Origin of the sequence: Streptomyces doebereineriae, from assembly GCF_031845645.1 — a bacterium.
GTDB classification, from domain to species: Bacteria; Actinomycetota; Actinomycetes; order Streptomycetales; family Streptomycetaceae; genus Streptomyces; species Streptomyces canus.
Genome location: NZ_JAVREZ010000013.1, coordinates 16,753 through 37,858, shown reverse-complemented (window position 1 = coordinate 37,858; position 21,106 = coordinate 16,753). Strand labels below are relative to the sequence as shown.

The 21,106-nt window shown below is 70.1% G+C and carries 18 protein-coding genes; 13 read left to right on the top strand and 5 right to left on the bottom strand.

Going from position 1 to position 21,106, the window contains the following annotated elements; genetic code table 11:
• The first annotated feature begins 110 nt into the window (after nucleotides 1-110).
• Entirely contained in the window at nucleotides 111-707 is a 597-nt protein-coding gene (locus RNB18_RS31970) for a histidine phosphatase family protein (protein ID WP_311717601.1), read from the top strand.
• A gap of 44 nt (nucleotides 708-751) precedes the next feature.
• Here RNB18_RS31970 and RNB18_RS31965 read toward each other — a convergent pair whose 3' ends face one another.
• The gene (locus RNB18_RS31965) at nucleotides 752-2,158 is read right to left on the bottom strand and encodes a tetratricopeptide repeat protein (protein WP_311717600.1); all 1,407 of its coding nucleotides are present in this window, start codon (nucleotides 2,156-2,158) and stop codon (nucleotides 752-754) included.
• A 264-nt stretch (nucleotides 2,159-2,422) separates the two neighbouring features.
• On the opposite strand from RNB18_RS31965, the gene RNB18_RS31960 reads away from it, so the two are divergent.
• Both RNB18_RS31960 and RNB18_RS31955 read left to right on the top strand, forming a co-directional pair.
• The gene (locus tag RNB18_RS31960) at nucleotides 2,423-2,803 is read left to right on the top strand and encodes a hypothetical protein (protein ID WP_311717599.1); all 381 of its coding nucleotides are present in this window, start codon (nucleotides 2,423-2,425) and stop codon (nucleotides 2,801-2,803) included.
• Between the two features lie 69 nt (nucleotides 2,804-2,872).
• Nucleotides 2,873-3,724, top strand: coding sequence for a spermidine synthase (locus RNB18_RS31955; RefSeq protein ID WP_311717598.1), 852 nt, complete (start codon nucleotides 2,873-2,875; stop codon nucleotides 3,722-3,724).
• A 9-nt stretch (nucleotides 3,725-3,733) separates the two neighbouring features.
• On the opposite strand, the gene RNB18_RS31950 is transcribed toward RNB18_RS31955, so the two are convergent.
• Nucleotides 3,734-4,234 carry a hypothetical protein gene (locus RNB18_RS31950; protein WP_311717597.1) on the bottom strand — a complete coding sequence of 167 codons (501 nt, stop codon included), beginning with the start codon at nucleotides 4,232-4,234 and terminating at the stop codon, nucleotides 3,734-3,736.
• Nucleotides 4,235-4,332: 98 nt separating this feature from the next.
• Between RNB18_RS31950 and RNB18_RS31945 the strand changes: the two genes are divergently transcribed.
• The 8 genes from RNB18_RS31945 (at nucleotide 4,333) to RNB18_RS31910 (ending at nucleotide 14,626) form a co-directional block, all read left to right on the top strand.
• Nucleotides 4,333-5,037 (top strand): response regulator transcription factor, encoded by a 705-nt coding sequence (locus RNB18_RS31945; RefSeq protein ID WP_311717596.1) that lies wholly within the window; start codon nucleotides 4,333-4,335, stop codon nucleotides 5,035-5,037.
• Nucleotides 5,034-6,443 carry a sensor histidine kinase gene (locus tag RNB18_RS31940; RefSeq protein WP_311717595.1) on the top strand — a complete coding sequence of 470 codons (1,410 nt, stop codon included), beginning with the start codon at nucleotides 5,034-5,036 and terminating at the stop codon, nucleotides 6,441-6,443. The genes RNB18_RS31945 and RNB18_RS31940 overlap by 4 nt, the downstream gene beginning before the upstream one ends.
• A 74-nt stretch (nucleotides 6,444-6,517) precedes the next feature.
• On the top strand, nucleotides 6,518-7,906 hold the full coding sequence (locus tag RNB18_RS31935; protein ID WP_311717594.1) for a glycoside hydrolase family 18 protein: 1,389 nt from the start codon (nucleotides 6,518-6,520) through the stop codon (nucleotides 7,904-7,906).
• A 200-nt stretch (nucleotides 7,907-8,106) separates the two neighbouring features.
• Complete coding sequence (locus tag RNB18_RS31930; protein WP_311717593.1) at nucleotides 8,107-9,411, top strand: ABC transporter substrate-binding protein; 1,305 nt, start codon at nucleotides 8,107-8,109, stop codon at nucleotides 9,409-9,411.
• Nucleotides 9,412-9,424: 13 nt separating this feature from the next.
• The gene (locus RNB18_RS31925) at nucleotides 9,425-10,405 is read left to right on the top strand and encodes a carbohydrate ABC transporter permease (protein ID WP_311717592.1); all 981 of its coding nucleotides are present in this window, start codon (nucleotides 9,425-9,427) and stop codon (nucleotides 10,403-10,405) included.
• Entirely contained in the window at nucleotides 10,402-11,295 is an 894-nt protein-coding gene (locus tag RNB18_RS31920) for a carbohydrate ABC transporter permease (RefSeq protein WP_311717591.1), read from the top strand. The genes RNB18_RS31925 and RNB18_RS31920 overlap by 4 nt, the downstream gene beginning before the upstream one ends.
• A 26-nt stretch (nucleotides 11,296-11,321) precedes the next feature.
• Entirely contained in the window at nucleotides 11,322-12,635 is a 1,314-nt protein-coding gene (locus tag RNB18_RS31915; protein ID WP_311717590.1) for a glycoside hydrolase family 36 protein, read from the top strand.
• Entirely contained in the window at nucleotides 12,632-14,626 is a 1,995-nt protein-coding gene (locus tag RNB18_RS31910; protein ID WP_311717589.1) for a beta-galactosidase, read from the top strand. The genes RNB18_RS31915 and RNB18_RS31910 overlap by 4 nt, the downstream gene beginning before the upstream one ends.
• Nucleotides 14,627-14,636: 10 nt before the next feature.
• Here RNB18_RS31910 and RNB18_RS31905 read toward each other — a convergent pair whose 3' ends face one another.
• Together RNB18_RS31905 and RNB18_RS31900 are read right to left on the bottom strand one after the other, a co-directional pair.
• Entirely contained in the window at nucleotides 14,637-18,356 is a 3,720-nt protein-coding gene (locus RNB18_RS31905; protein ID WP_311717588.1) for a tetratricopeptide repeat protein, read from the bottom strand.
• Between the two features lie 20 nt (nucleotides 18,357-18,376).
• A complete protein-coding gene (locus tag RNB18_RS31900; protein WP_311717587.1) occupies nucleotides 18,377-18,706 on the bottom strand; it encodes a trypco2 family protein in 330 nt (109 codons plus the stop codon).
• A gap of 142 nt (nucleotides 18,707-18,848) precedes the next feature.
• Between RNB18_RS31900 and RNB18_RS31895 the strand changes: the two genes are divergently transcribed.
• Nucleotides 18,849-19,058, top strand: a complete 210-nt coding sequence (locus RNB18_RS31895; protein ID WP_311717586.1) for a type II toxin-antitoxin system VapB family antitoxin — start codon at nucleotides 18,849-18,851, stop codon at nucleotides 19,056-19,058.
• A complete protein-coding gene (locus RNB18_RS31890) occupies nucleotides 19,055-19,474 on the top strand; it encodes a PIN domain nuclease (RefSeq protein WP_311717585.1) in 420 nt (139 codons plus the stop codon). Before RNB18_RS31895 ends, RNB18_RS31890 begins: the two co-directional genes overlap by 4 nt.
• 78 nt (nucleotides 19,475-19,552) lie before the next feature.
• Here RNB18_RS31890 and RNB18_RS31885 read toward each other — a convergent pair whose 3' ends face one another.
• Nucleotides 19,553-20,992 (bottom strand): GH1 family beta-glucosidase, encoded by a 1,440-nt coding sequence (locus tag RNB18_RS31885; protein ID WP_311717584.1) that lies wholly within the window; start codon nucleotides 20,990-20,992, stop codon nucleotides 19,553-19,555.
• Nucleotides 20,993-21,106: the final 114 nt, after the last annotated feature.

Sequence of the window (21,106 nt, the reverse complement as noted above, 5' to 3'; positions counted from 1 at the left end):
CAGCGCCTTCGGCCCTCAAAGACGCTGAGATCGCCCGTCGGGTTGCCCCTGCACAGCGTGCGCGATGATGGAGGGGTTCCGCCTCCGCTTTCCCCCGGAAAGGTCTCTTCATGGCTCCGCGCATCCTGCTGGCCCGGCACGGACAGACCGAGTGGTCGCTGTCCGGCAAGCACACCGGCAGGACCGACGTGCCGCTCCTGGAGGAGGGACGGCGGGGCGCCAAGCTGCTCGGCGAGCGGCTGCACCGGGCTCCCCACGACGGTCTTCACGGGGCGGAGATACGCACGAGCCCGCTGGCACGCGCGCGGGAGACCTGTGAACTCGCCGGGTTCGCGGAGCGGGCGGCCACCTGGGACACGCTCATGGAGTGGGACTACGGCGCGTACGAGGGCATGACCCCGGAGGAGATCCAGGCCGTCCGGCCGGGGTGGCTGATCTGGCGGGACGGGGTGCCGCAGGGGGAGTCCCTGGCGGAGGTCACCTCGCGCGCGGACGAGGTCGTCGCCTGGGCGCGTTCTGCCGACCGGGATGTGCTGGTGTTCGCCCACGGGCACATTCTGCGGTCCATCGGAGCGCGGTGGCTGGGGTTGCCGATCGACTTCGCGGCGCGGGTGCGGCTGAATCCGACGTCCCTTTCGGTGCTGGGCTGGGCTTATGGCGAGCCGGCGATCGAGAGCTGGAACGACTTGGGGCATCTGGGTTCGTAGTCGAGTGCCGGCCACGACGGACCCGCAGCCGAACAACCACCCGCTCACGCCGTCCTCGGCGTCGATGCATGGCGTTCCAGAAAGGCCGACACCCCCGAAGCGCGCCGGTGAGGCAGCAGCACCCTCGCCGTTCCCGCCAGCATCGTCTGGATCCGGGACGACTGGACCTCGCCCAGCAGGTCCAGGACCCGCAGCCCCGCCGCCGCGCTCTCGTCGGGGTGGCCGCCGCGGGCCAGGTCGTCGGCCAGTTCGGCGGTGTACAGCGCGATGTTGCGGGTGAAGTGCGGGTCTTGGAGATCCGCCGCCCGGCCCGCGTGCCGGGCGGCCCGGCGCCAGTCGCCCAGCGTCGACCAGCACTGCGCCTCCAGACCCTCCAGCTCGGCCTCACCGTAGAAGCTCATCCACTCGGGGTCGGCGTCCGAGAGTCCTCGTTCGAAGAAGGCCTGCGCGCGGGCGAGAGCCTGCTCGCACCCCGTGCGGTCGGCGAGTCCCGCCCAGCCGCCCGCCTCGCGCAGCGCGAGCAGCGACATCAGCCGGGGCGAGCCCAGAGGCCGGGCCACCCGCTGCGCGGCCTGCGCCGCCCGCACCGCCTCGCGCGGCCGTCCGGCGTCGCGCGCGAGGAAGGCCGTGTTGCAGAAGGCGTGCGCCTCCAGGGCGTCGTCACCGGTCACCCGGGCCGTCGCGAGCGCCTCCGCGTAGTGCGAGCGGGCGTCGTCGAAGCGTCCCGAGTCGTGCGCCAGCCAGCCCACCGAGATGGCGAGTTCGCCCGCGCCCGAGTGCAGCCGGTCCGCGGTCGTCTGCCGGGTCGCGCCGGCGTCCAGCAGCGCGTAGGCGGCGCGCAGAGGAGCCGCCGCGCGCCGGTACAGACCGTCCGCGCCGTGCCGGTCGTCGAGCAACCGGATCCTGCGCACGGCCTCTTCCAGGGCGCCCGCCTCGCCCGTCCCGGCGCGGCGGACCGGCCGTCCGGCGGCCGTGGCGTCGACGGCGAGCCCGAGGGGGCCCAGTGAGGCGGCGGCCACCGTGGCGCCCCCGCCGGTCATGAATGCGCGACGCAGCACGTCGCTCTCCTCGTAGTTGTCGTACGTCTCGTCAGTGTCTTGCGTGTCTTGCGTGTCATACGGCTCGTACGTCCCCTCTGTCTCACTCGCCGGACGCGCCCGGCGTCCGCGTACGGAGGCGCGGGGCGCGAAGCCCAGGTCGGTGAGCGTGCGGCCGGGGAACATGTGCAGGAACACCCGTTCGTACGCGTAGTTGGGGCAGCGGATCTCGCCCGCCTCGACGCGGCCCACATAGCGTGCGTCGCAGCTGACCCGCTCGCCGATCTCGCGCGCGGCCCGCCGAACCGCCGCGGCGAACTCGGCCGGCGAGCGCTGTCCGCGCAGGCGCCGGAACGCGAGGTTCGGCTGCGGTGGGGTGGGGGACTGGGACGAGGTCACCATTGACGACGCCATGGCCGGGTCCTCTCGTGCGAACCGTCGAACCATGCCGGAGGCGGGCGAGTTGACTGGTTTGTCAGTGTGACGCCCTGTTTCCGGCGGGCAAGAACGTACCTGCTGTGTCCGGGTCGCCATGCGGGGTTTGGCTACAAACCGGATATCTCATCCGGGATCTGCCATGAACTGCCATCCTTTGCGGCGGACTTCTGCCGTAGCCGTTGACGCGGGCGTGCGTTGAAATCCTCGGAGTCGGACGAGGGTTCCTTGATGGAGGCCGCGATGGAGATCAGCCAGAGCGTCGATCCTTGTACGCCGGTGTCCTGTGACGTGGTCACGGTGCCGACGCGACACGGCCTGGAGGCCGTCGACATCCTGCGGCGGGGGGTGGGGGACGGGGTCGGGCCGGTGCTGCACGACGACGGTGGCCAGACGTTGGGCTTCCTGGTGCCACCGGGGACCGCGGCAGCTTGGGACCTGCCGGGAAGTACGTGCACGGAGACGGACGGCCGGGGTATGCGGCTGGCTCCGGAGCCGCCGGTGGCGGGATCGGACTGGCTGCTGCCACCGGGAGACGCCGACCTGGCGACGGACCCGGCGGTGCTGCGGGCGGCACTGGGCGAGGCGGCGAGACTGATCGAGGCCGCGGACAATTGCCAGTGAGTTCGCCGGCCCGAGGTGCCCCACCGGCCCGCGGACGCGTGACCATCCGTTGCTGCGGATAATGGTGGAGTGGGAAAGTCCAGAAGGTCCGCCGAAGCCGTCGTAGAACCCGTGGACGGCGGCCTCGCCGAGCTCATCCCCGACCGCGAGCGCACACACGCGTGGACGCTGCTCATCGACGGTGCCCCGCAGTCCCACGTCGACCTGGACGACCCGACTTACCTCTCCTTCGAGTACCAGCGCCGACTCGGCCACGTCATCGACCTCGTCGCTCCCCCCGGCAAGCCCGTGCACGCCGTGCACCTCGGCGGAGGCGCCTTCACCCTCGCCCGGTATCTCGCCGCCACCCGCCCCCGCTCCACCCAGCAGGTCGTCGAGCGGGATGCAGCTCTGGTCCAACTGGTCCGGCGAAAGCTCCCGTTGGAGCAGAACGCGCGGATACGGGTGCGGTCCGTCGACGCGCGCGAGGGCCTCGCCAAAGTCCCCGACGGGTGGGCCGACCTCGTGATCGCCGATGTGTTCAGCGGAGCCAGGACCCCGGCGCATCTCACCTCCACCGAGTTCCTCGACGAGGTCCGCCGGACCCTCAAGCCGGGCGGTTACTACGCCGCCAACCTCGCCGACGGACCGCCGCTCGCCCATCTCCGCGGCCAGATCGCCACCGCCGCCGCCCGCTTCCCCGAACTCGCCCTGGTGGCCGACCCGACGGTCCTGCGCGGCAAACGCTTCGGCAACGCCGTCCTGGTCGCCTCCGACACCCCCTTGCCGCTCGCGGAACTGACCCGCCGCGCCGCCTCCGACCCGCACCCGGGCCGCGTCGAACACGGCAAGGCGCTCCTCGACTTCACCGGAGGCGCCGCGGCCGTGACGGACGCCGGAGCGGTGGCCTCACCCGCCCCGCCGGCCTCCGTCTTCAGATGACCAGGTGACTCAGTACGTACCGATCTCCACCCGCGGCGGCCCGTCGTGCCAGGTGCAGAACACCGACACCCGGTCCGTGCCCGAGGTGAACTCCACCCGGATCCACGACTCCGTCTTCCATACCTGCATCGACCAGCCCGTGCCCGGCGTCGCGGACACCAGGGACGCCGACTTCTCGCCGAGGTCGAAGACCGCGCGGCCGCCGTCGGTGTCGTAACTCCTGACCTGACCGGAAGCCGTGGGAGTTGGGCTCTTCGAGGGCGTCGGCCTCGCGGACGTGGCACTCGGCGCCGGTGACGGGCTCTTCGACGGGGCCGGCCGCTTCGCCGGGCTCGGTGAGGCCAGCGGCTTCGACTCCTGTGTCGTCGCCTCGGCCGCTGTGATGGGCAGGGCGCGCGGCGGATCGTAGGCCGTGCCCGCCATGACCGTGTGGACGCCCCACCACGACAGCGTGACCGCCGCGCCCGTGGCGAGCGTCCAAGCCAGTACGAGTACGAGTCCTCTGCGCATCGCGGGCCATACTGCCTCAGGCACCTCACAGAGCGCACCCGGACTGAGTTGTCCACAGGCGCCGAAAGGGGTCCCCCGCATGGCGTACGGTGCGGCGCATGGCAAGTGTGCTCGTGGTCGAGGACGACCAGTTCGTTCGCTCGGCGCTCATCCGGCACCTGACCGACGCGTCACACACCGTGCGCAGTGTCGGCACGGCACTGGAGGCGCTGCGCGAGGTCGCCCATTTCCGTTTCGACGTGGTCGTCCTGGACCTCGGACTGCCCGATCTGGACGGGTCCGAGGCCTTGAAGATGCTGCGCGGGATCACCGACGTCCCGGTCATCATCGCCACCGCGCGGGACGACGAGACGGAGATCGTCCGACTGCTGAACGCCGGGGCGGACGACTACCTCACCAAGCCCTTCTCGGTCGAGCACCTCTCCGCCCGCATGGCCGCCGTCCTGCGACGGTCCCGTGCTGCCGGTGGTGACGGACCGCCGGAGACCGTGCTGCGCGTCGGCGGCCTGAGCGTCGACCCGCTGCGCCGCCAGGCCGAGCTGGACGGCGTCCGACTCGACCTCACCCGCCGCGAGTTCGACCTGCTCGCCTTCCTTGCCGCCCGGCCCGGGGTGGTCGTGCCCCGCAAGGAACTCCTCGCGGAGGTCTGGCAGCAGTCCTACGGCGACGACCAGACGATCGACGTCCATCTGTCGTGGCTCAGGCGCAAGTTGGGGGAGACGGCCGCGCAGCCCCGCTATCTGCACACCCTGCGGGGCGTCGGCGTGAAGCTGGAACCACCGGGCGGGGGGCTGCCGCTGTGAGATGGGCTCTGGTCAAGGTCTGCCTGGCGGTCACCACCATGGTCGTGGTCGCCTTCGCCATCCCGCTCGGTCTGGTCATCCGGGAGATGGCCCGGGACCGCGCGTTCTCCAACGCCGAGCGGCAGGCCGCCGCCGTCGCCCCGGCGCTGTCCATCACCACCGACCGCGACCAGCTGGAGCGGGTCGTCGCCTCCGCGGGCTCGGACTCCGGGATGGCCGTCCACATACCGGCCGACGGTGACCGGAAGAGCGGTCAGAAGGCCGTCGACCTCGGACACCGGCGGGCCGCCGCCGCCGACATCGCGACCGTACGGAAACTGGGCCGCGCCTCCACCACCGAGGTGCCCGGCGGCTCCACCCTGCTCCAGCCGGTCGCGCTCAGCTCCGGCGAGATAGCCGTCGTCGAGGTGTACGTCCCCGAGTCCGAGGTGAGCAACGGCGTCGCGACCGCCTGGGCGGTGCTCGCGGGCGTCGGTGTCGCGCTCGTCGTCGGCTCGGTCGCGGTCGCCGACCGGCTCGGCGTCCGGATGGTGCAGCCCGCTCAGAAACTCGTCGAGGGCGCCCATGAACTGGGGGAGGGGAAGCTGGGGTCGAGGGTGCCGGAGGAGGGGCCGACCGAACTGCGGCTGGCGGCGGTCGCGTTCAACTCCATGGCCGACCAGGTCGTACAACTGCTGGCGAACGAACGCGAGCTGGCCGCCGATCTGTCCCACCGGCTGCGCACCCCGCTGACCGTGCTGCGGCTCAACGCGGCCTCGCTCGGGGACGGGCCCGCCGCGGAGCAGACCCGGGCCGCGGTCGCGCAGCTGGAGCGCGAGGTCGACACCATCATCCGTACCGCCCGGGAGGCCAAGCCGCAGACGGCGGCCGCCGGGCCCGGCGCCGGGTGCGACGCGGCCGAAGTGGTCCGGGAGCGGATGGGGTTCTGGTCCGCGCTCGCCGAGGACGAGGGCCGCAAGTGGCGGGTGGCCGGCACCGAGCGGCCGGTGCGCATACCCGTGGCCCGGGCGGATCTCGCCGCCGCGCTGGACGCCCTGCTCGGCAACGTCTTCCGGCACACCCCGGAGGGCACCGCCTTCGCGGTCGACGTGCACAACGGCGAGGACGCGGTGATCGTGCTCGTCTCCGACGCGGGGCCCGGCATCCGCGACCCCGAGGCCGCGATGGCGCGCGGGCGGGGTTCGGGCAGCGCCGGGTCGACCGGGCTCGGGCTGGACATCGTGCGGCGGCTCGCCGAGTCGACCGGCGGGGACGTACGGATCGGGTCGTCGGTGCTGGGCGGTACCGAGGTGCGGATCTGGATCCAGCTGGACGGACGCGAACCGGTGCGCCGGGGACACCGGGTGCGCCGGCGCCGAACGGGCAGATTGGTCTCGACCTTTAACCGACCCCGATCCCTTCCTTAAGGGCGCCCTAAGATCCTCAATCCCCGTCCTGATCAGGTTATTTGCCCGATTCCGGCTCGCTAGCGTGCCGCGGCATGAGCATGCATCGGCGCAAGGTGAGTGGCAGGAACAAGCTGATCGGCGGGGCGGTGGCCGCCGCCGTGGTCGGGGGTGGCGCGGTCCTCGTCACCGGTACCGCCCAGGCGGCCGGGGTCGGTGTCGCGTACACCAAAACCAGTGACTGGTCGACGGGTTACACCGCGCAGTACGTCGTCACCAACAACAGCGGTGCGGCGGACAAGGACTGGAAGCTGGAGTTCGACCTGCCGAGCGGATCCACGCTCGGTTCCCTGTGGAACGGGGAGTCCGGTGTGAGCGGGCGGCACGTCACCGTGAAGCCGCCCCGGTGGGACACCGACGGTCTGGCCGCCGGTGAGTCGGTCACGGTCGGGTTCGTGGTCAACGGCTCGGGCGATCCCACAGGCTGTCGCATGGACGACGCCGACTGCGCCACCGACGACAACGGCACCCCTACCCCCACACCCACGTCTCCCTCCACGCCCACGCCCACCTCCACCGCTTCCCCCTCGGTAAGCACCGGCTTCGCCCCCTACGTCGACACCTCCCTCTACCCCGCCTTCGACCTCCTCGCGAGCGCCGCGTCCACCGGCGTCAAGAACTACAACCTCGCCTTCGTCACCGACGGTGGCGGCTGCACCCCCAAGTGGGGCGGCGTCACCGACCTGGCGAGCGACGCCGTGGCCCAGCAGATCGGCGCACTGCGGGCGAAGGGCGGGGACGTCCGGGTCTCCTTCGGCGGCGCCTCCGGCTCCGAGCTGGCCACGACCTGCTCCTCGGCGGACGCGCTGGCGGCTGCGTACGGGAAGGCCGTGGACGCGTACGGCCTCACCAAGGTCGACTTCGACGTGGAGGGCGGGGCGCTGCCGAACACGGCCGCGAACACCCGGCGGGCGCAGGCGATCGCGAAGCTCCAGTCGGGGCACCCCGGACTGGATGTCTCCTACACCCTCCCGGTCATGCCCGAGGGCCTCACCCAGGACGGCGTGGACCTGCTCGCGAACGCCAAGTCCAACGGCGTGAAGATCGACACCGTCAACATCATGGCGATGGACTACGGGCCCGCGTACAGCGGAGACATGGGCACCTACGCCGAGCAGGCCGCCACCGCCACCCAGGCGCAGGTCAAGGGCGTGCTCGGGCTGTCCGACAGCGCGGCCTGGAACGCGGTCGCCGTCACCCCGATGATCGGGGTCAACGACGTGGCCTCGGAGATCTTCAAGGTCGACGACGCCTCCCAGCTCGTGACCTTCGCCAAGGCGAAGGGGGTGGGCGGGCTGTCGATGTGGTCCGCCACCCGGGACAAGCAGTGCCCCGGCGGTGCGAAGCCCTCCGCCGACGCGACCTGCAGCTCGATCGTCCAGGACCCGTTCGCCTTCTCGAAGGCCTTCGCCGCCTACGACTGAACCCGTCGCCGACGGGGCTCCTGTGTCACCGATAGGCAGGGATGTCGGTCACGTTTCGACAAATCGGGCCGATAGCTATTGACGCATGACCTGACATAACGCTGTCATTGCGCCACCGTGTTCGGTCAAGTTGATTTCTGGTCGATTACGACCGGTCTCCAAACCCTCCATGATCGAACCCCTGCCTTCAGGAGCCGTACATGCGTGACCTCTCGTCTTCCCTCCCCTCGCCCAGCCGCCGCGGTCTGCTCAAGGGCATGGGCGGCGCCGCCCTGCTCGGGGCCGGCATACCCCTGCTGTCCGCCTGTGGCAGCAGCGACAGCTCGTCGGACTCCAAGACCGTCACGCTGGGGTCGAACCAGTCGGACGCCGTGCCGAAGAAGGCGTACGGGGAGATCTACACGGCGTTCACGAAGCAGTCGGGGCTCTCGGTCAAGGTCAACACGAAGGACCACAACACCTTCCAGGAGCAGATCAACTCCTACCTCCAGGGCACGCCCGACGACGTGTTCAACTGGTTCGCCGGGTACCGCATGCAGTTCTTCGCGGCCAAGGGCCTCGCCTCCCCGATCGACGACGTGTGGGAGAAGATCGGCGACAACTTCCCCGACGCGATGAAGAAGCTGTCCAAGGGCGCGGACGGCAAGTACTACTTCGTGCCGCTGGTCACCTACCCGTGGGCGATCTTCTACCGCAAGAGCGTCTTCAAGCAGTACGGCTACGAGGTCCCCACCACGTGGGACGCCTTCATCGCCCTGTGCAAGCAGATGAAGAAGGACAACCTGGTCCCGATCGCGTTCGGCGACAAGGACGCCTGGCCGGCGATGGGCACCTTCGACCAGCTCAACTTCCGCACCAACGGCTACGACTTCCACGTCGACCTGATGGCGGGCAAGGCCTCCTGGACCGACCCCAAGGTCAAGACCGTCTTCGACCACTGGGCCGAGATACTGCCCTACCACCAGGACGGCTTCATGGGCCGCACCTGGCAGGACGCGGCGCAGACCCTGGTGGCCAAGAAGGCCGGCATGTACGTGCTGGGCACCTTCGTGGCGCAGCAGTTCACCAACAAGGCCGACCTGGACGACCTCGACTTCTTCGCCTTCCCGGAGATCAACTCCGCGTACGGGCAGGACACCGTCGAGGCGCCGGCCGACGGCTTCATGGTGAGCAAGTCGCCGAAGAACAAGGCGGGCGTCACCAAGCTCATGCAGTACCTGGGCACGCCGGAGGCCGAGCAGATCTACCTCAAGTCCGACACCAGTGTGGTGGCCGCCTCCAACAAGGCCGACACCTCCTCGTACACGCCGCTGCAGAAGAAGGCGTACGAGATGATCACCGGCGCCAAGAGCCTGACCCAGTTCATGGACCGTGACTCCCGTCCCGACTTCACCTCGACGGTCATGCAGCCCTCGCTGCAGAAGTTCCTGCAGAACCCCAAGGGCGTCGACAGTCTGCTGTCCTCGATCGAACGCCAGAAGAAGACGATCTTCGCGTCCTCCTGAGCTGAGCGGCTAAATGACTACCGACACGAACATGAAGAGCCCGGAGGCGGCCGCCGTGCCGCCTTCGGGCCCTGCCCCTGTCAACAAGCGGGTCCCGCGGGGGCACAAGCGCCTGCTGACCCGCCGTGACCGCATCACGCTCGGCTTCATGGCCGGCGTGCCCACGGTCCTGCACGTGGCCCTGGTCTGGGTCACCGCCCTCGCGTCGATCGCGCTGGCCTTCACCAGCTGGGACGGCATCGGCTTCGACTCCATCAAGTGGGTCGGGCTGGACAACTTCCAGCAGCTGTTCAGCGACAACCCGCAGTTCTGGCCCGCCGTCCAGCACAACGTCATCTGGTTCGTCGTGCTCATCCTGATCCCGACGCCGTTCGGCCTGTTCCTGGCCGTCCAGCTGGACAAGAAGATCCGTTTCTCCCGGGTCTACCAGACGGCGTTCTTCCTGCCGGTCGTGGTCTCGCTGGCCGTGACCGGCTTCGTGTGGCAGCTGGTCTACAACCCGGACACCGGCCTGATCAACAGCCTGATCGGGGCCAACAAACCCGGCCACTACATCGACTGGATCGGCGACCCGCACCTCAACCTGTGGGCAGTGCTGATCGCCGCGTCCTGGCGGCACACCGGCTACATGATGATCCTCTACCTGGCCGGCCTCAAGGGCGTCGATCCCTCTCTCAGGGAAGCGTCCTCGCTGGACGGCGCGAACGAGTGGCAGACGTTCAAGAACGTCATCTTCCCGACCCTGCGCCCGACCAACACCGTCGTCCTGGTCGTCACCATCATCGAGGCGCTGCGCGCCTTCGACCTGGTCTTCGTCTTCAACAAGGGCGCCCAGGGCACCGAGCTGCTGTCGATCCTGATCACCAACAACATCATCGGCGAGTCCAGCCGGATCGGATACGGCTCGGCGATCGCGGTGGTCCTGCTGGTCATCTCCCTCGTCGTGATCATCCCGTATCTGATCTCGACCTTCCGCAAGGAGCGCAGCGCATGAGCACCCCCACCGTCGCGCTCGGCGCCAAGCAGCGCACCCCCCTGCGTCCGGCCCGGATCCTGCTCCACGTCTTCCTGGTCGGCACCTCGCTGGCCTGGCTCGCCCCGCTGCTGTGGGCGGTCTTCGCGGCCCTGCGCCCCTACAGCGAGACCAGCACCAAGGGCTATGTCTCCTGGCCGGACAAGCTGAACTTCGACAACTTCAAAAACGCCTTCGAGCAGTCCGACATGCTCCACTACTTCGGGAACACGCTGCTCATCGCGGTCCCGGCGGTGCTGGTCACCCTGCTGTTGTCGTCGATGGTCGCGTTCTACGTCTCCCGCTTCGACTTCCGCCTGAACATCTTCCTGCTGCTGGTCTTCACCGCCGGCAACCTGCTGCCGCAGCAGGTCATCATCACGCCGCTGTACCGCATGTACCTGCTCATCGACCTGCCCGGCATCACCATGAGCGGCAAGCTGTACGACTCCGCGCTCGGCCTGGTCCTGATCCACGTGGCGTTCCAGTCCGGGTTCTGCGCCTTCGTCCTGTCCAACTACATGCGCATGCTGCCCCACGAGCTCACCGAGGCCGCCCTGGTCGACGGCGCCTCCGTGTGGCGGATGTACTGGCAGATCGTGCTGCCGCTGTGCAAGCCCGCGATGGCCGCCCTGGGCACGTTGCTGTCCATCTGGATCTACAACGACTTCTTCTGGGCCATCGTGCTGATCTCCACCGGCGAGAACATGCCCATCACCTCGGCTCTCAACAACCTCTCCGGCCAGTACTTCACCGACCCCAACCTGGTCGCCGCCGGCGCCCTGCTCACCGCGATTCCCACCCTGATCGTGTACTTCGTGCTCCAGCGCCAGTTCGTCAGCGGACTGACCCTCGGCGCCAACAAGGGCTGACCGCCCTCACCTGAGAGAGAACCACCGTGCCCCACCCCTTCACCCCGCTCGCCTCCGTGCCCGTGGACCCCCGAAAGGCCCGCGTCCACGAGGAGGGCTGGCAGTCCTGGAGCCCCAGCGGCGCCTACGCCCTCGGCGACAAGCCGTACCGCCCGACGAACGACAACTGGGCGACGGTCTGCTACCGCCCGGGTGTCGCCGTTCCCGAAGGCGCCTTCCAGGGCGAAGGGCTGCTGGCGCTCGACCCGGGCGACGGATCGCCGGTACGGCTGTGGGCGGCGACGGACCCGCTGCACGAGGTCCCGTCGATCCGCCTGGTCGCCGAAGGCTCCGTGGCGGAGGTCTCCGCCGACGGCCCGGTGAAGGAGTTCACGGGTACGGACATCCAGTCGGCGCTGGCCGAGTGGGCCGCCGGGCTCGGGGTCGAGGCCCCTCGCCCGGCGCCCACCGTCTGGTGCTCCTGGTACGAGTACTTCACCAGCGTCACCGAGGACGACATCCACGAGAACCTGCGTGCGATGGACACCCTCGACCTGCCCATCGACGTCGTCCAGATCGACGACGGCTACCAGAAGGCCCTCGGCGACTGGCTCACCCTCTCCGGCCGCTTCCGCTCCCGCGCGGGCATCGCCGACGCGATCCGGGCCCGGGGCCGCCGCGCCGGCATCTGGACGGCCCCCTTCCTCGTCGACCCGGCCAGTGACCTGGCCGCCGAGCACCCCGACTGGCTGGTCGAGGATCTCGACGGAGGCTTCCTGCACGCCGGCCGCAACTGGGGCCACGACCTGTGCGTCCTGGACACGACCCACCTCGAAGCGGCGGAGTATCTTTCGTCGGTCTTCAGGACCCTGGTGTCCGAGGGCTACGACTACTTCAAGGTCGACTTCCTGTACGCGGGGGCGCTGGAAGGCGTACGGCATTCCTCCGCGGACGCGCTCACGGCGTACCGCTCCGGGATCGAGCTGATCCGCGAGGCCATCGGCGAGGACGCCTACCTGCTCGGCTGCGGCGCGCCCGTCCTGCCCTCCATCGGCCTGTTCGACGCGATGCGGGTCAGCCCCGACACGGCCCCGCACCGACGCCCCGAGGCCGACGACTACAGCCAGCCCGGCCAGGACCCGGCCGAGTTCACCGGCGTCGGCCGCCAGTGGCAGCACGGCCGGCTCTGGGTCAACGACCCCGACTGCCTGATGGCCCGCCCGGCCGTGGAGACCCGCGAGCGCTGGGCGGCCCACGTGGAGGCGACGGGCGGCCTGATGGCGTCGAGCGACCGCCTGCTGTCGCTGGACCAGTGGGGCGTGGAGACGACCCGGCGACTGCTCTCGGGAGACGCCCGATGATCCCGGAGGGCATCGCCTACGGCGGCGACTACAACCCCGAGCAGTGGCCCGAGGAGGTCTGGGCCGAGGACGTACGCCTCATGCGCGAGGCGGGCGTGAACATGGTCAGCGTCAACATCTTCGCGTGGGCGCTCCTGGAACCCCGCGAGGGCGAGTACGACTTCGCGCGCCTCGACAAGATCCTCGCCCTGCTGCACGAGAACGGCATCGCCGCCGACCTGGCGACACCGACGGCGGCCCCGCCGGCCTGGTTCTTCCGCAAGCACCCGCAGGCGCTGCCGGTCGACAGGGACGGCAGGAGACTGTCGTACGGCAGCCGCCAGACGTTCTGCCCGTCGAGCCCCGCCTACCGGGAGGCGGCCCTGCGGATCGCCCGGGTGCTCGGGGAGCGGTACGCCGACCACCCGGCGGTCGTGATGTGGCACATCCACAACGAGTACGGCTGCCACAACGCGGAGTGCTACTGCGACGCGAGCGCGGAAGCCTTCCGGGTGTGGCTGCGGTCGCGGTACGGCGATCTGGAAGCCCTGAACCACGCCTGGGGTACGGCCTTCTGGAGCCAGTGGTACTACGACTGGGACGAGATCATCCCGCCCCGCGCCACCGGTGCCGTGCCCAACCCGACCCACCAGCTGGACTGGCGCCGCTTCTGCAGCGACGCACTGCTGTCGCTGTACAAGGCGGAGCGGGAGGTGCTGCGGGAGGCCGCCCCCTCGGTGCCTGCCACCACCAACTTCATGGTGATGTACAACTTCGACGCGCTGGACTACTGGCGCTGGGCACCGGAGCTGGACGTCGTCTCCAACGACCACTACCTGCGTTCCACCGACCCCGAGTCGGAGATCGACATCGCGCTCAGCGGCGACCTGGTCCGTTCGCTGGCGGGCGGCCCGTGGCTGCTGATGGAGCACTCGACGGGCGCGGTGAACTGGCAGCCCGTCAACCGGGCCAAGAATCCCGGTGAGTTGCGCCGGAACGCCCTGGGGCACGTCGCCCGAGGTGCCGACGGCATCGCCTACTTCCAGTGGCGGGCCGCGAAGGCGGGCGCCGAACAGTGGCACTCGGCGATGCTCCCGCACGCCGGCACCGACAGCCAGATCTGGCGGGACGTGGTGGCGCTGGGCGCGGACCTGAAGGCGCTGGCGCAGGTGCGGGGCAGCACCAGCCCCGCCTCGGTCGCCGTCGTCTGGGACTGGAACGCCCGCTGGGCACTGGAACTCCCCTCCCAGCCCAGCGAGTCGGTGCGCTACCTCGACCTGGTCCGCGCCTGGTACGAGCCGCTGTGGCGCTCCGGCGTGGCCGTGGACTTCGTCCACCCGTCGGCGGACCTGTCGCGCTACCGCCTCGTCCTCGCCCCCGCCCTCTACCTGGTCGACGACGAGGGCGCGGCGAACCTGACCGGCTTCGCGTCGGGCGGCGGCACCCTGGTCGTCGGCTTCCACAGCGGGGCCGTGGACACCAACTGCCATGTCCGCCTGGGCGGTTACCCGGGCGCCTTCCGCGAGGCACTCGGCGTCAGCACGGACGAACTCTTCCCGCTGCTGCCCGACAAGACGGTGGCCCTCGACGGCGGCGGCACGGCGTCCCTGTGGTCGGAGCGGGTGCGCCTGGCCGGCGCGGACGCCGTGACGTCGTACGCCGAGGGCCCCTTGGCCGGCGTCCCCGCCGTGACCCGGCACACCTACGGCGAGGGCGTGGCCTGGTACCTGGCCACCCACCCGGACCCGACGACGCTCACGGGCCTGCTGGACCGCATCCGCACCGAGGCGGGCGTGGCGCCGGTACGCGAGACGCCGGAGGGGGTGGAGGCGGTGCTGCGCAGGGGCGAGGACGCGGACTACCTCTTCCTGATCAACCATGGGGGGCGGGATGCGGAGGTCGAGGTCTCGGCCGAGGCCACCGATCTGTTGACGGGCGGGCCCACCAAGGACGGCAAGGTGTCCATCGCGGCGGGAGACGTCGTGGTGGTACGGGAGCCGCGAAGCCGGTGACCGAACCGCATCAGGAGTCGGGCGGGTTCTCCCGGAGCCACCTGTGGATCCGGTCCGCCTCTTCCTCGTGTCCGAGTCTGCGGAGCAGGATTTCCTGGAGGCCCAGCACGGTGTGCAGGCACATCAGCACCACGGGACTTCCGGAGGCCCTTCCGCGATAGAACTCCACGATCTCGCCGGTGGTCCTGAGCGCGTCCCGGAGTTCGTCGACGTCCAGCGCCATCAGCTCGGCCCGTAGGCGCCGTGAGCGGGTGGGGTCATAGGCGAAAACTCTGGGGTCGGCGGCCGCGAGGCGGTGCCCGATCTCCGCCGCCTCCCACTCACAGACGAAGGCCGCCCCCTCTCGCTCCGCCTGTGACAGATCCAGGGCGAGGTTGGACAGCGTGCGCGCCAGGTCGGGTTCGTAGGTGGCGGGGTATTCGGTGGCCAGTCGGCGCCAGATCCCTACCGCTTCCTCGGTGGCCGTCCGGCCCTCACCTCCGCCGAAGACTTCGGCCCGTTGAGTGCCGAGGTTGGTCAGCGTCGTGGCGAGGTCGGGCTCGAAGGCGCGGTTGTCGGCCGCCAGCTGCCGCCACACCGCCACTGACTGTTCGGTGAGGTCCAGAGCCTGCTCTGGGCGCCCCACGTTGACCAGATGAGCTCCGACCGCGGACAGGGATCGCGCCACCTCGTCCCGGAAGATGACGGGGTTGTCCGTGGCGAGTCGGCACCAGATCGCCAGCGCCTCCTCGGCCCGGCGCAGGGCTTCTTCGGGGAGTCCCACCCCCGACAGCCGAATGCCGAGTCGGTGGAGACCCCTGCCCAGGCCGGGGCCGTAGGCGGTGAAGTCGCGGTGTGCGAGTCGGCGCAGGATGCCCACCGCCTCCTCCTCGGCGGCCAAGGCCTCCTGCACACGGCCCACCTGGGCCAGCTGTTCGTCCAGATTGGACAGTGAGCGTGCCAGGTCGGGCTCGTGGGCGGCCGGGGCCTCGGCCACGAGCCGGCGTCTGATCTCCACCGCCTCCTCCTCGGCGGCCAGCGCCTCGCGCCAACGCCCCAGGTTCTTCAGATCCACCCCGAGGTTCGACAGCGAGCCGGCGAGCTGGGATTCGAAGGCGTCGGGATCGTGGGCCGCGAGCGGACGGAGGAGCCGTACGGACTCCCCGGTGGCAGCCAGGGCCTCGTCCAGACGCATGGTGTCCGAGAACCTGATGCCGAGATTGGAGAGTGCACCGGCCAGGTCGGACGTGAAGGCGGTCGGGTTGCCGGCGGCGAGTCTGCGCCAGATCCGTACTCCCTCCTGCCCGAGGGCGAGACCCTCGCCGAGGCGTCCGGTCTCCGTCAGCCTGATGCCGAGGTGGGACAGTGAACGGGCGAGATCGGGTTCGTAGAGCGTGGAGGCCTGGGCCAGACGGCGCCAGACAGCCGACGCCTCGGCGGTCGCCGCCAGTGCCTCCTTCCTGCGCCCCAGTTCGCTCAGCTGGATGCCGTAGTTGGAGAGCGAGACCGCGAGCCGGTGCTCCTCGCCGACCGCCCCGTCCGCCACGTGCCGCCGCCGGATCGCTATCGCCCGTTCGGTGACGGCGAGGGCTTCGGCTCTGTATCCCGCGTGACCCAACTGGGTTCCGAGGTTGTCGAGCGACGTGGCCAGCAGGGGTTCGTGAACGGCCGGGTCCTCGTCCGCGAATTCCTGGTCGGCCTTGGCCAGACCCCGGCGGAGCCGCAGAGCGAGCGGGGCGATGACTCGAGACGACAGGGGCAGCGCGGTGACCGCGGCGTAGGCGGCCTCGTAGGTGAGGTGTGCGCTGTCCAGAGCCGAGTCCAGAGCGCTGAGAACCTGCCGACTCTCCGCGGCACGGCCGGAGTTGTAGTGGGCGATGGCGGCGCGGGCCAGGACGAAGATGATCTGAGCCTGTTGAGCGGGTGCGGACTTCTCGAACAGGGCCGGGAGCGGGACGTACCCATGGAGGAGGGCGGACGAGGCCTGGTACTCGGCGATGCGGTCGGGCTGGAGGGAACCCCAGTACCGGCTGGGTTCGGGCGGGTAGAGGCCGGCCAGCCAGGCCACGGTGTCCATGATCTTGTGATCGGGCACGTCGCGAAGCACGCCGATCACCTCGGCCGCCTCGTCCTCGTCGGCCGCCCCGCACAACACGACCACCGCGACGACGGCCTCCAGGGCCCGGGTGGACAGGCGCAGGTCGAAGGCGGGCGTCTCGGCGCTGTCCTTCCAGAACCGCTTCTCGTGAAGCAGGAGGACCTCCTCCGGCGGGGTGCCGGGGGGTACGTCGGCAGGGCGGGGCCCGAGCTGGAGCAGGGCGACCAAGGCGGTCGTTTGAAGGGTGAGGGCGTTGTCGTACCGGGGATGGGTCAGGTCGTCGGGCGGCTGGAGTTCCCCGGCCGACCCTGCCCAGTCGTGCTCGGGCAGAGTCGGGATGCGGGGCAGAAGGCGAGCGAGGTCGTGAGCCGCACGGAGGAACGCGCTGTGCCGTTCCGCGACGGGGCGGCTGCGGGGGATGAGCGCGGTGAGCTCGATGCCCGGGGTGTGGATGAGTTCCTGTCGCACGTCCGGTTCCTCGCTGAGCGGGTCGGTGCGCCAGGGCCCGTCGGACCGGGCGACCAGGAGCAGCCGCACGCGGTGACGGGAGAGGTGCAGGTCGCTGATGAGGCGACGGACCAGGTGCGGACGGGTCTCCGCGTAGTCCACGACGATCAGCAGGGGCAGCGCCGTGGCCAGAGCGGTGAAGTCCGGTACGCCGCGATCGGTGAGGTCGGAGCGCAGCTGCCCGGTCACCCAGCCTCGACGCCGGAGGAGTTCGGTCAGACGGCGGGCGAGGCGGCTCTTGCCCTGTCCGCCCGGCCCGGTCAGGACCTCCACCGACATCGCGGACGGACCGTCCTGGCACCAGGTGAGCAGCCGGGAGAGTTCACGGTCGCGGCCGTGGAAGGCGACGGCCTCGGCATCGGCGCGCAGCAGAGAGGCCGGTGACTTCAGATGGCGTGTGGACGCGGCCGGGGTGAACAGGGATGCTGCTTCGGCCGGTTCGAGGAGTGGCTCCCAGCCGGTGTGCTCGGTGACCACCGCGCGGAAGCCGTCGTCGGCGAGGAGGCGATCGCTGGGGGTGGCGGTGAGGCGGGTACCCCCCTCGGCCCGGCGGTCGCGGCCGACGACACCGCACAGCAAGTGCCCGCTCCTGTCGCCGTCGTAGAGTACGGCGGCTCCCGAAATGCCGGACCAGCGGCTGCCGTTCGCGAGTACGGCCGCCCGGTCAACGGGGAGTAGGGGATCGGTACTCGAGACCTCGTAGTGTCCGGCCAGGGACCCCTTGCCCGGCGTGATGGAGCCGTTCAGCTGCTCGTCCAGGCGGTTGCCGTCCGGGTCCCTCTGCATGCGCGGAAAGCCGGCCAAGGTGACAGGACAGGGGCGGGCGCCGATCAGGAGGCCGAATCTCTGCGGTGGCCGGACCGACGGCTCGGCCAGCGAATCCGGGGGCTGCCAGCCGTTGCCTTCGACGATCTCGACCAGAGCCGCGTCGATGGTTTTGTCCAGGATGTGCCAGCGCACTGTCGCGGGATACTTCGGCCCGTCGGCCAGAGCCAGCGACACAGTGGCCCCGCCACAGTCGCCTTCCCCGAGCACATGGGCCGCCGTGAGTGCCAGCCTGGGCGCGAGCAGGTAGCCCGAGCCGAAGCTCCGTGGGTCCGGTCCCGGAACCTCCACGAAGATCCGCACCAGTCGGTCGTTCGCCACGACACTTCCCCCGGGGCCGGTCACTCCGTGTCGCGCACGTTGATGTCGCCACTCCCGGGCTGATGGGGTTGCAGCTTCACCGTCACCGTGTGGGTAGCCCTTCTGCCGCTCTCCTTCTTGCCGCCCAGGCTGACAACGCTCCAGCGCAGCCCACCGTCGATTCCCTGGACTCCGGTCAGCTCCAGGCCGAGTTCCAGAGTGATCTCCCCCACCGTGAACAGCACTCCACGGTCGCCGGGGCCCGAAGGGCTGGTCGTGCGGCTCTGGGCCTCGGCGATCTGATCTCTCAGCATCGCGATCGCGTCCGCCAGGTCGAGCCACCCTGGATCTGAGCAATGGCTGTCCGTCATCGGCCCCCCGGGTCGTCGACTGTCGCCTCCTATTTCTCCCGCCGCAGACGGAAGAAAACCAGTCCAAAGGCGTACCTTCGCTACGCCCGCCCCGAGCTGCTGGATATACTGGAATGCGATTCGGATATCCAGGAGGTCTCCCGTGACCAAGACGCTGATCGACATCGACGAGGAGCTGCTGGCCGAGGCGGCCATAGCGTTCGGGACCAAGACCAAGAAGGACACGGTCAACGCCGCTCTCAAAGAGGGGGTCGAGCGCAAGAAGAGGGCTCTGGCCCTGGCCCGGCTCGCGGCGCGGGCCGATGCGGGGGACTTCGACGAGTTGCTCGTCAAGGAGACCTACCGTCGATGAGTACGGCCGTCTACCTCATTGACACCAGCGCACTGGTCCGCATTCTGAAGCGTCCCGCCCGCTCTCTGTGGGAGAAGCCCCTGGAAGAGGGGCTGGTCTCGCGCTGCCCCCTGACCGAGGTCGAGTTTCTTTACAGCGCCAAGAACGCGGAGGACCGCTCCGAACTGGTCCAGGACCTGGATGCGCTGTTCGGCTGGACGCCCCTGCACGACCGGGCCGTGACCCACGCGTGGGACGTGCAGCGGGAACTCACCGAGAAGGGGCGGCACCGTTCCGCCGGAGCCGTGGATCTTCTCGTCGCCGCGACGGCCGAACTCCAAGGCCTGATCATGCTCCACTACGACAACGACTTCGAAACCATCGCCACGGTCACCGGTCAGCCGACCCAATGGCTCGCGGCGCCGGGCACTCTCTGAGCCCGGTGAGACGCGGCGGGGCGCGGCACCCCCCTCGGCTGCCGCGCCCCGTTCCCCCGACCCCCGTCCTCGCGGTGGCTACTGGATGCTCTGGACCTCCGGGAGCGTGCCCGTGCGGGCTGCCTGGCCGTACCAGAGGGCGCTGGACTTGGGTGTCCGTTCCAGCGTCGCGTAGTCCACGTAGACCGCGCCGAAACGCTTCTCGTAGCCGTACGCCCACTCGAAGTTGTCCAGCAGGGACCACAGGTAGTAGCCCCGGACGTCCGCGCCGTCGGCGATCGCGCGGCGGACCGCGGCGAGGTGGCCCTGCAGGTAGGCGACCCGCTCGGGGTCGTGGACACGGCCGTCGGGGTCGGGCTTGTCGTCGTAGGCCGCGCCGTTCTCCGTGATGTACAGCGGCAGACCCGGGGCCTCGCGCGTGTAGCGCATGATCAGGTCGTGCAGACCCGTCGGGTCGATCGTCCAGCCCATCTCCGTGCGCTCACCGGGGGTCTGGTGGAAGGTGACGTCGTCCGCCCCGGGCCACGGGGAGTGCGCGCTGCTGCCGTGACCGTCGGCGCGCGGCCCGCTGGTGTCAGCATCGGCGGACGACACCAGGGCCGGCGTGTAGTAGTTGAGGCCCAGCGCGTCCAGCGGCTGGTTGATCAGCGCGAGATCGCCGTCCTCCACGAACGACCAGTCCGTGAGCAGCTCCGTCGCCGTGAACAGCGTCTGCGGATACGCCCCGTGCAGGATCGGTCCGTGGAAGACACCGTTGGCCAGGTCGTCGATCTTCTGCGCCGCCGCCAGGTCCGCCGCGTCCTGCGAGAACGGCCTGACCACCGAGGAGTTGAGGCTGAGCGCCACCGAGTTGCGGGCCGGCATCGACGCGCGCAGCGCCGAAGTGCCCAGTCCGTGCGCCAGGTTCAGGGTGTGCGCCGCCTTCAGCGAGGCCGCGGGGTCCGTACGGCCCGGCGCGTGCACCCCGGACGCGTAGCCCAGGAAGGCCGCGCACCACGGCTCGTTGAGGGTGATCCACTGTTCCACGCGGTCGCCGAGCGCCTCCCCGACGATCTGCGCGTACTCGGCGAAACGGTAGGCCGTGTCGCGCTCCGGCCAGCCGCCCGCGTCCTCCAGCTCCTGGGGCAGGTCCCAGTGGTAGAGCGTCACGGCCGGCTTGATGCCGTGCGCGAGGAGCTCGTCCACCAGCCGGCGGTAGAAGTCCAGACCCCGCTGGACCGCGGGGCCGCGGCCGGTCGGCTGCACCCGGGACCAGGAGATCGAGAAACGGTACGCCGTCAGGCCCAGGTCGGCCATGAGCGCCACGTCGTCGCGGTAGCGGTGGTAGTGGTCGACAGCGATGTCACCGTGGTCGCCGCCGGCCGTCTTGCCCGGGGTATGGCTGAAGGTGTCCCAGATGGAGGGCGTACGGCCGTCCTCCCGCACCGCCCCCTCGATCTGGTAGGCGGAGGTCGCGGCGCCCCACAGGAAGGCGGGGGGAAAGGTCACCGGGGTCGCCGGCGTTTCGGACTCAAGCATGGAAGCGCTCCCATTGGAGGTCGTCAGAGCGACTGATGGAGGGGGGAGGGGAGTGGAAGGGGCCGAGGCGGCGCCGGCCCGGCCCCAGGAGAGATGGCGGAAAGCCGTATGAGG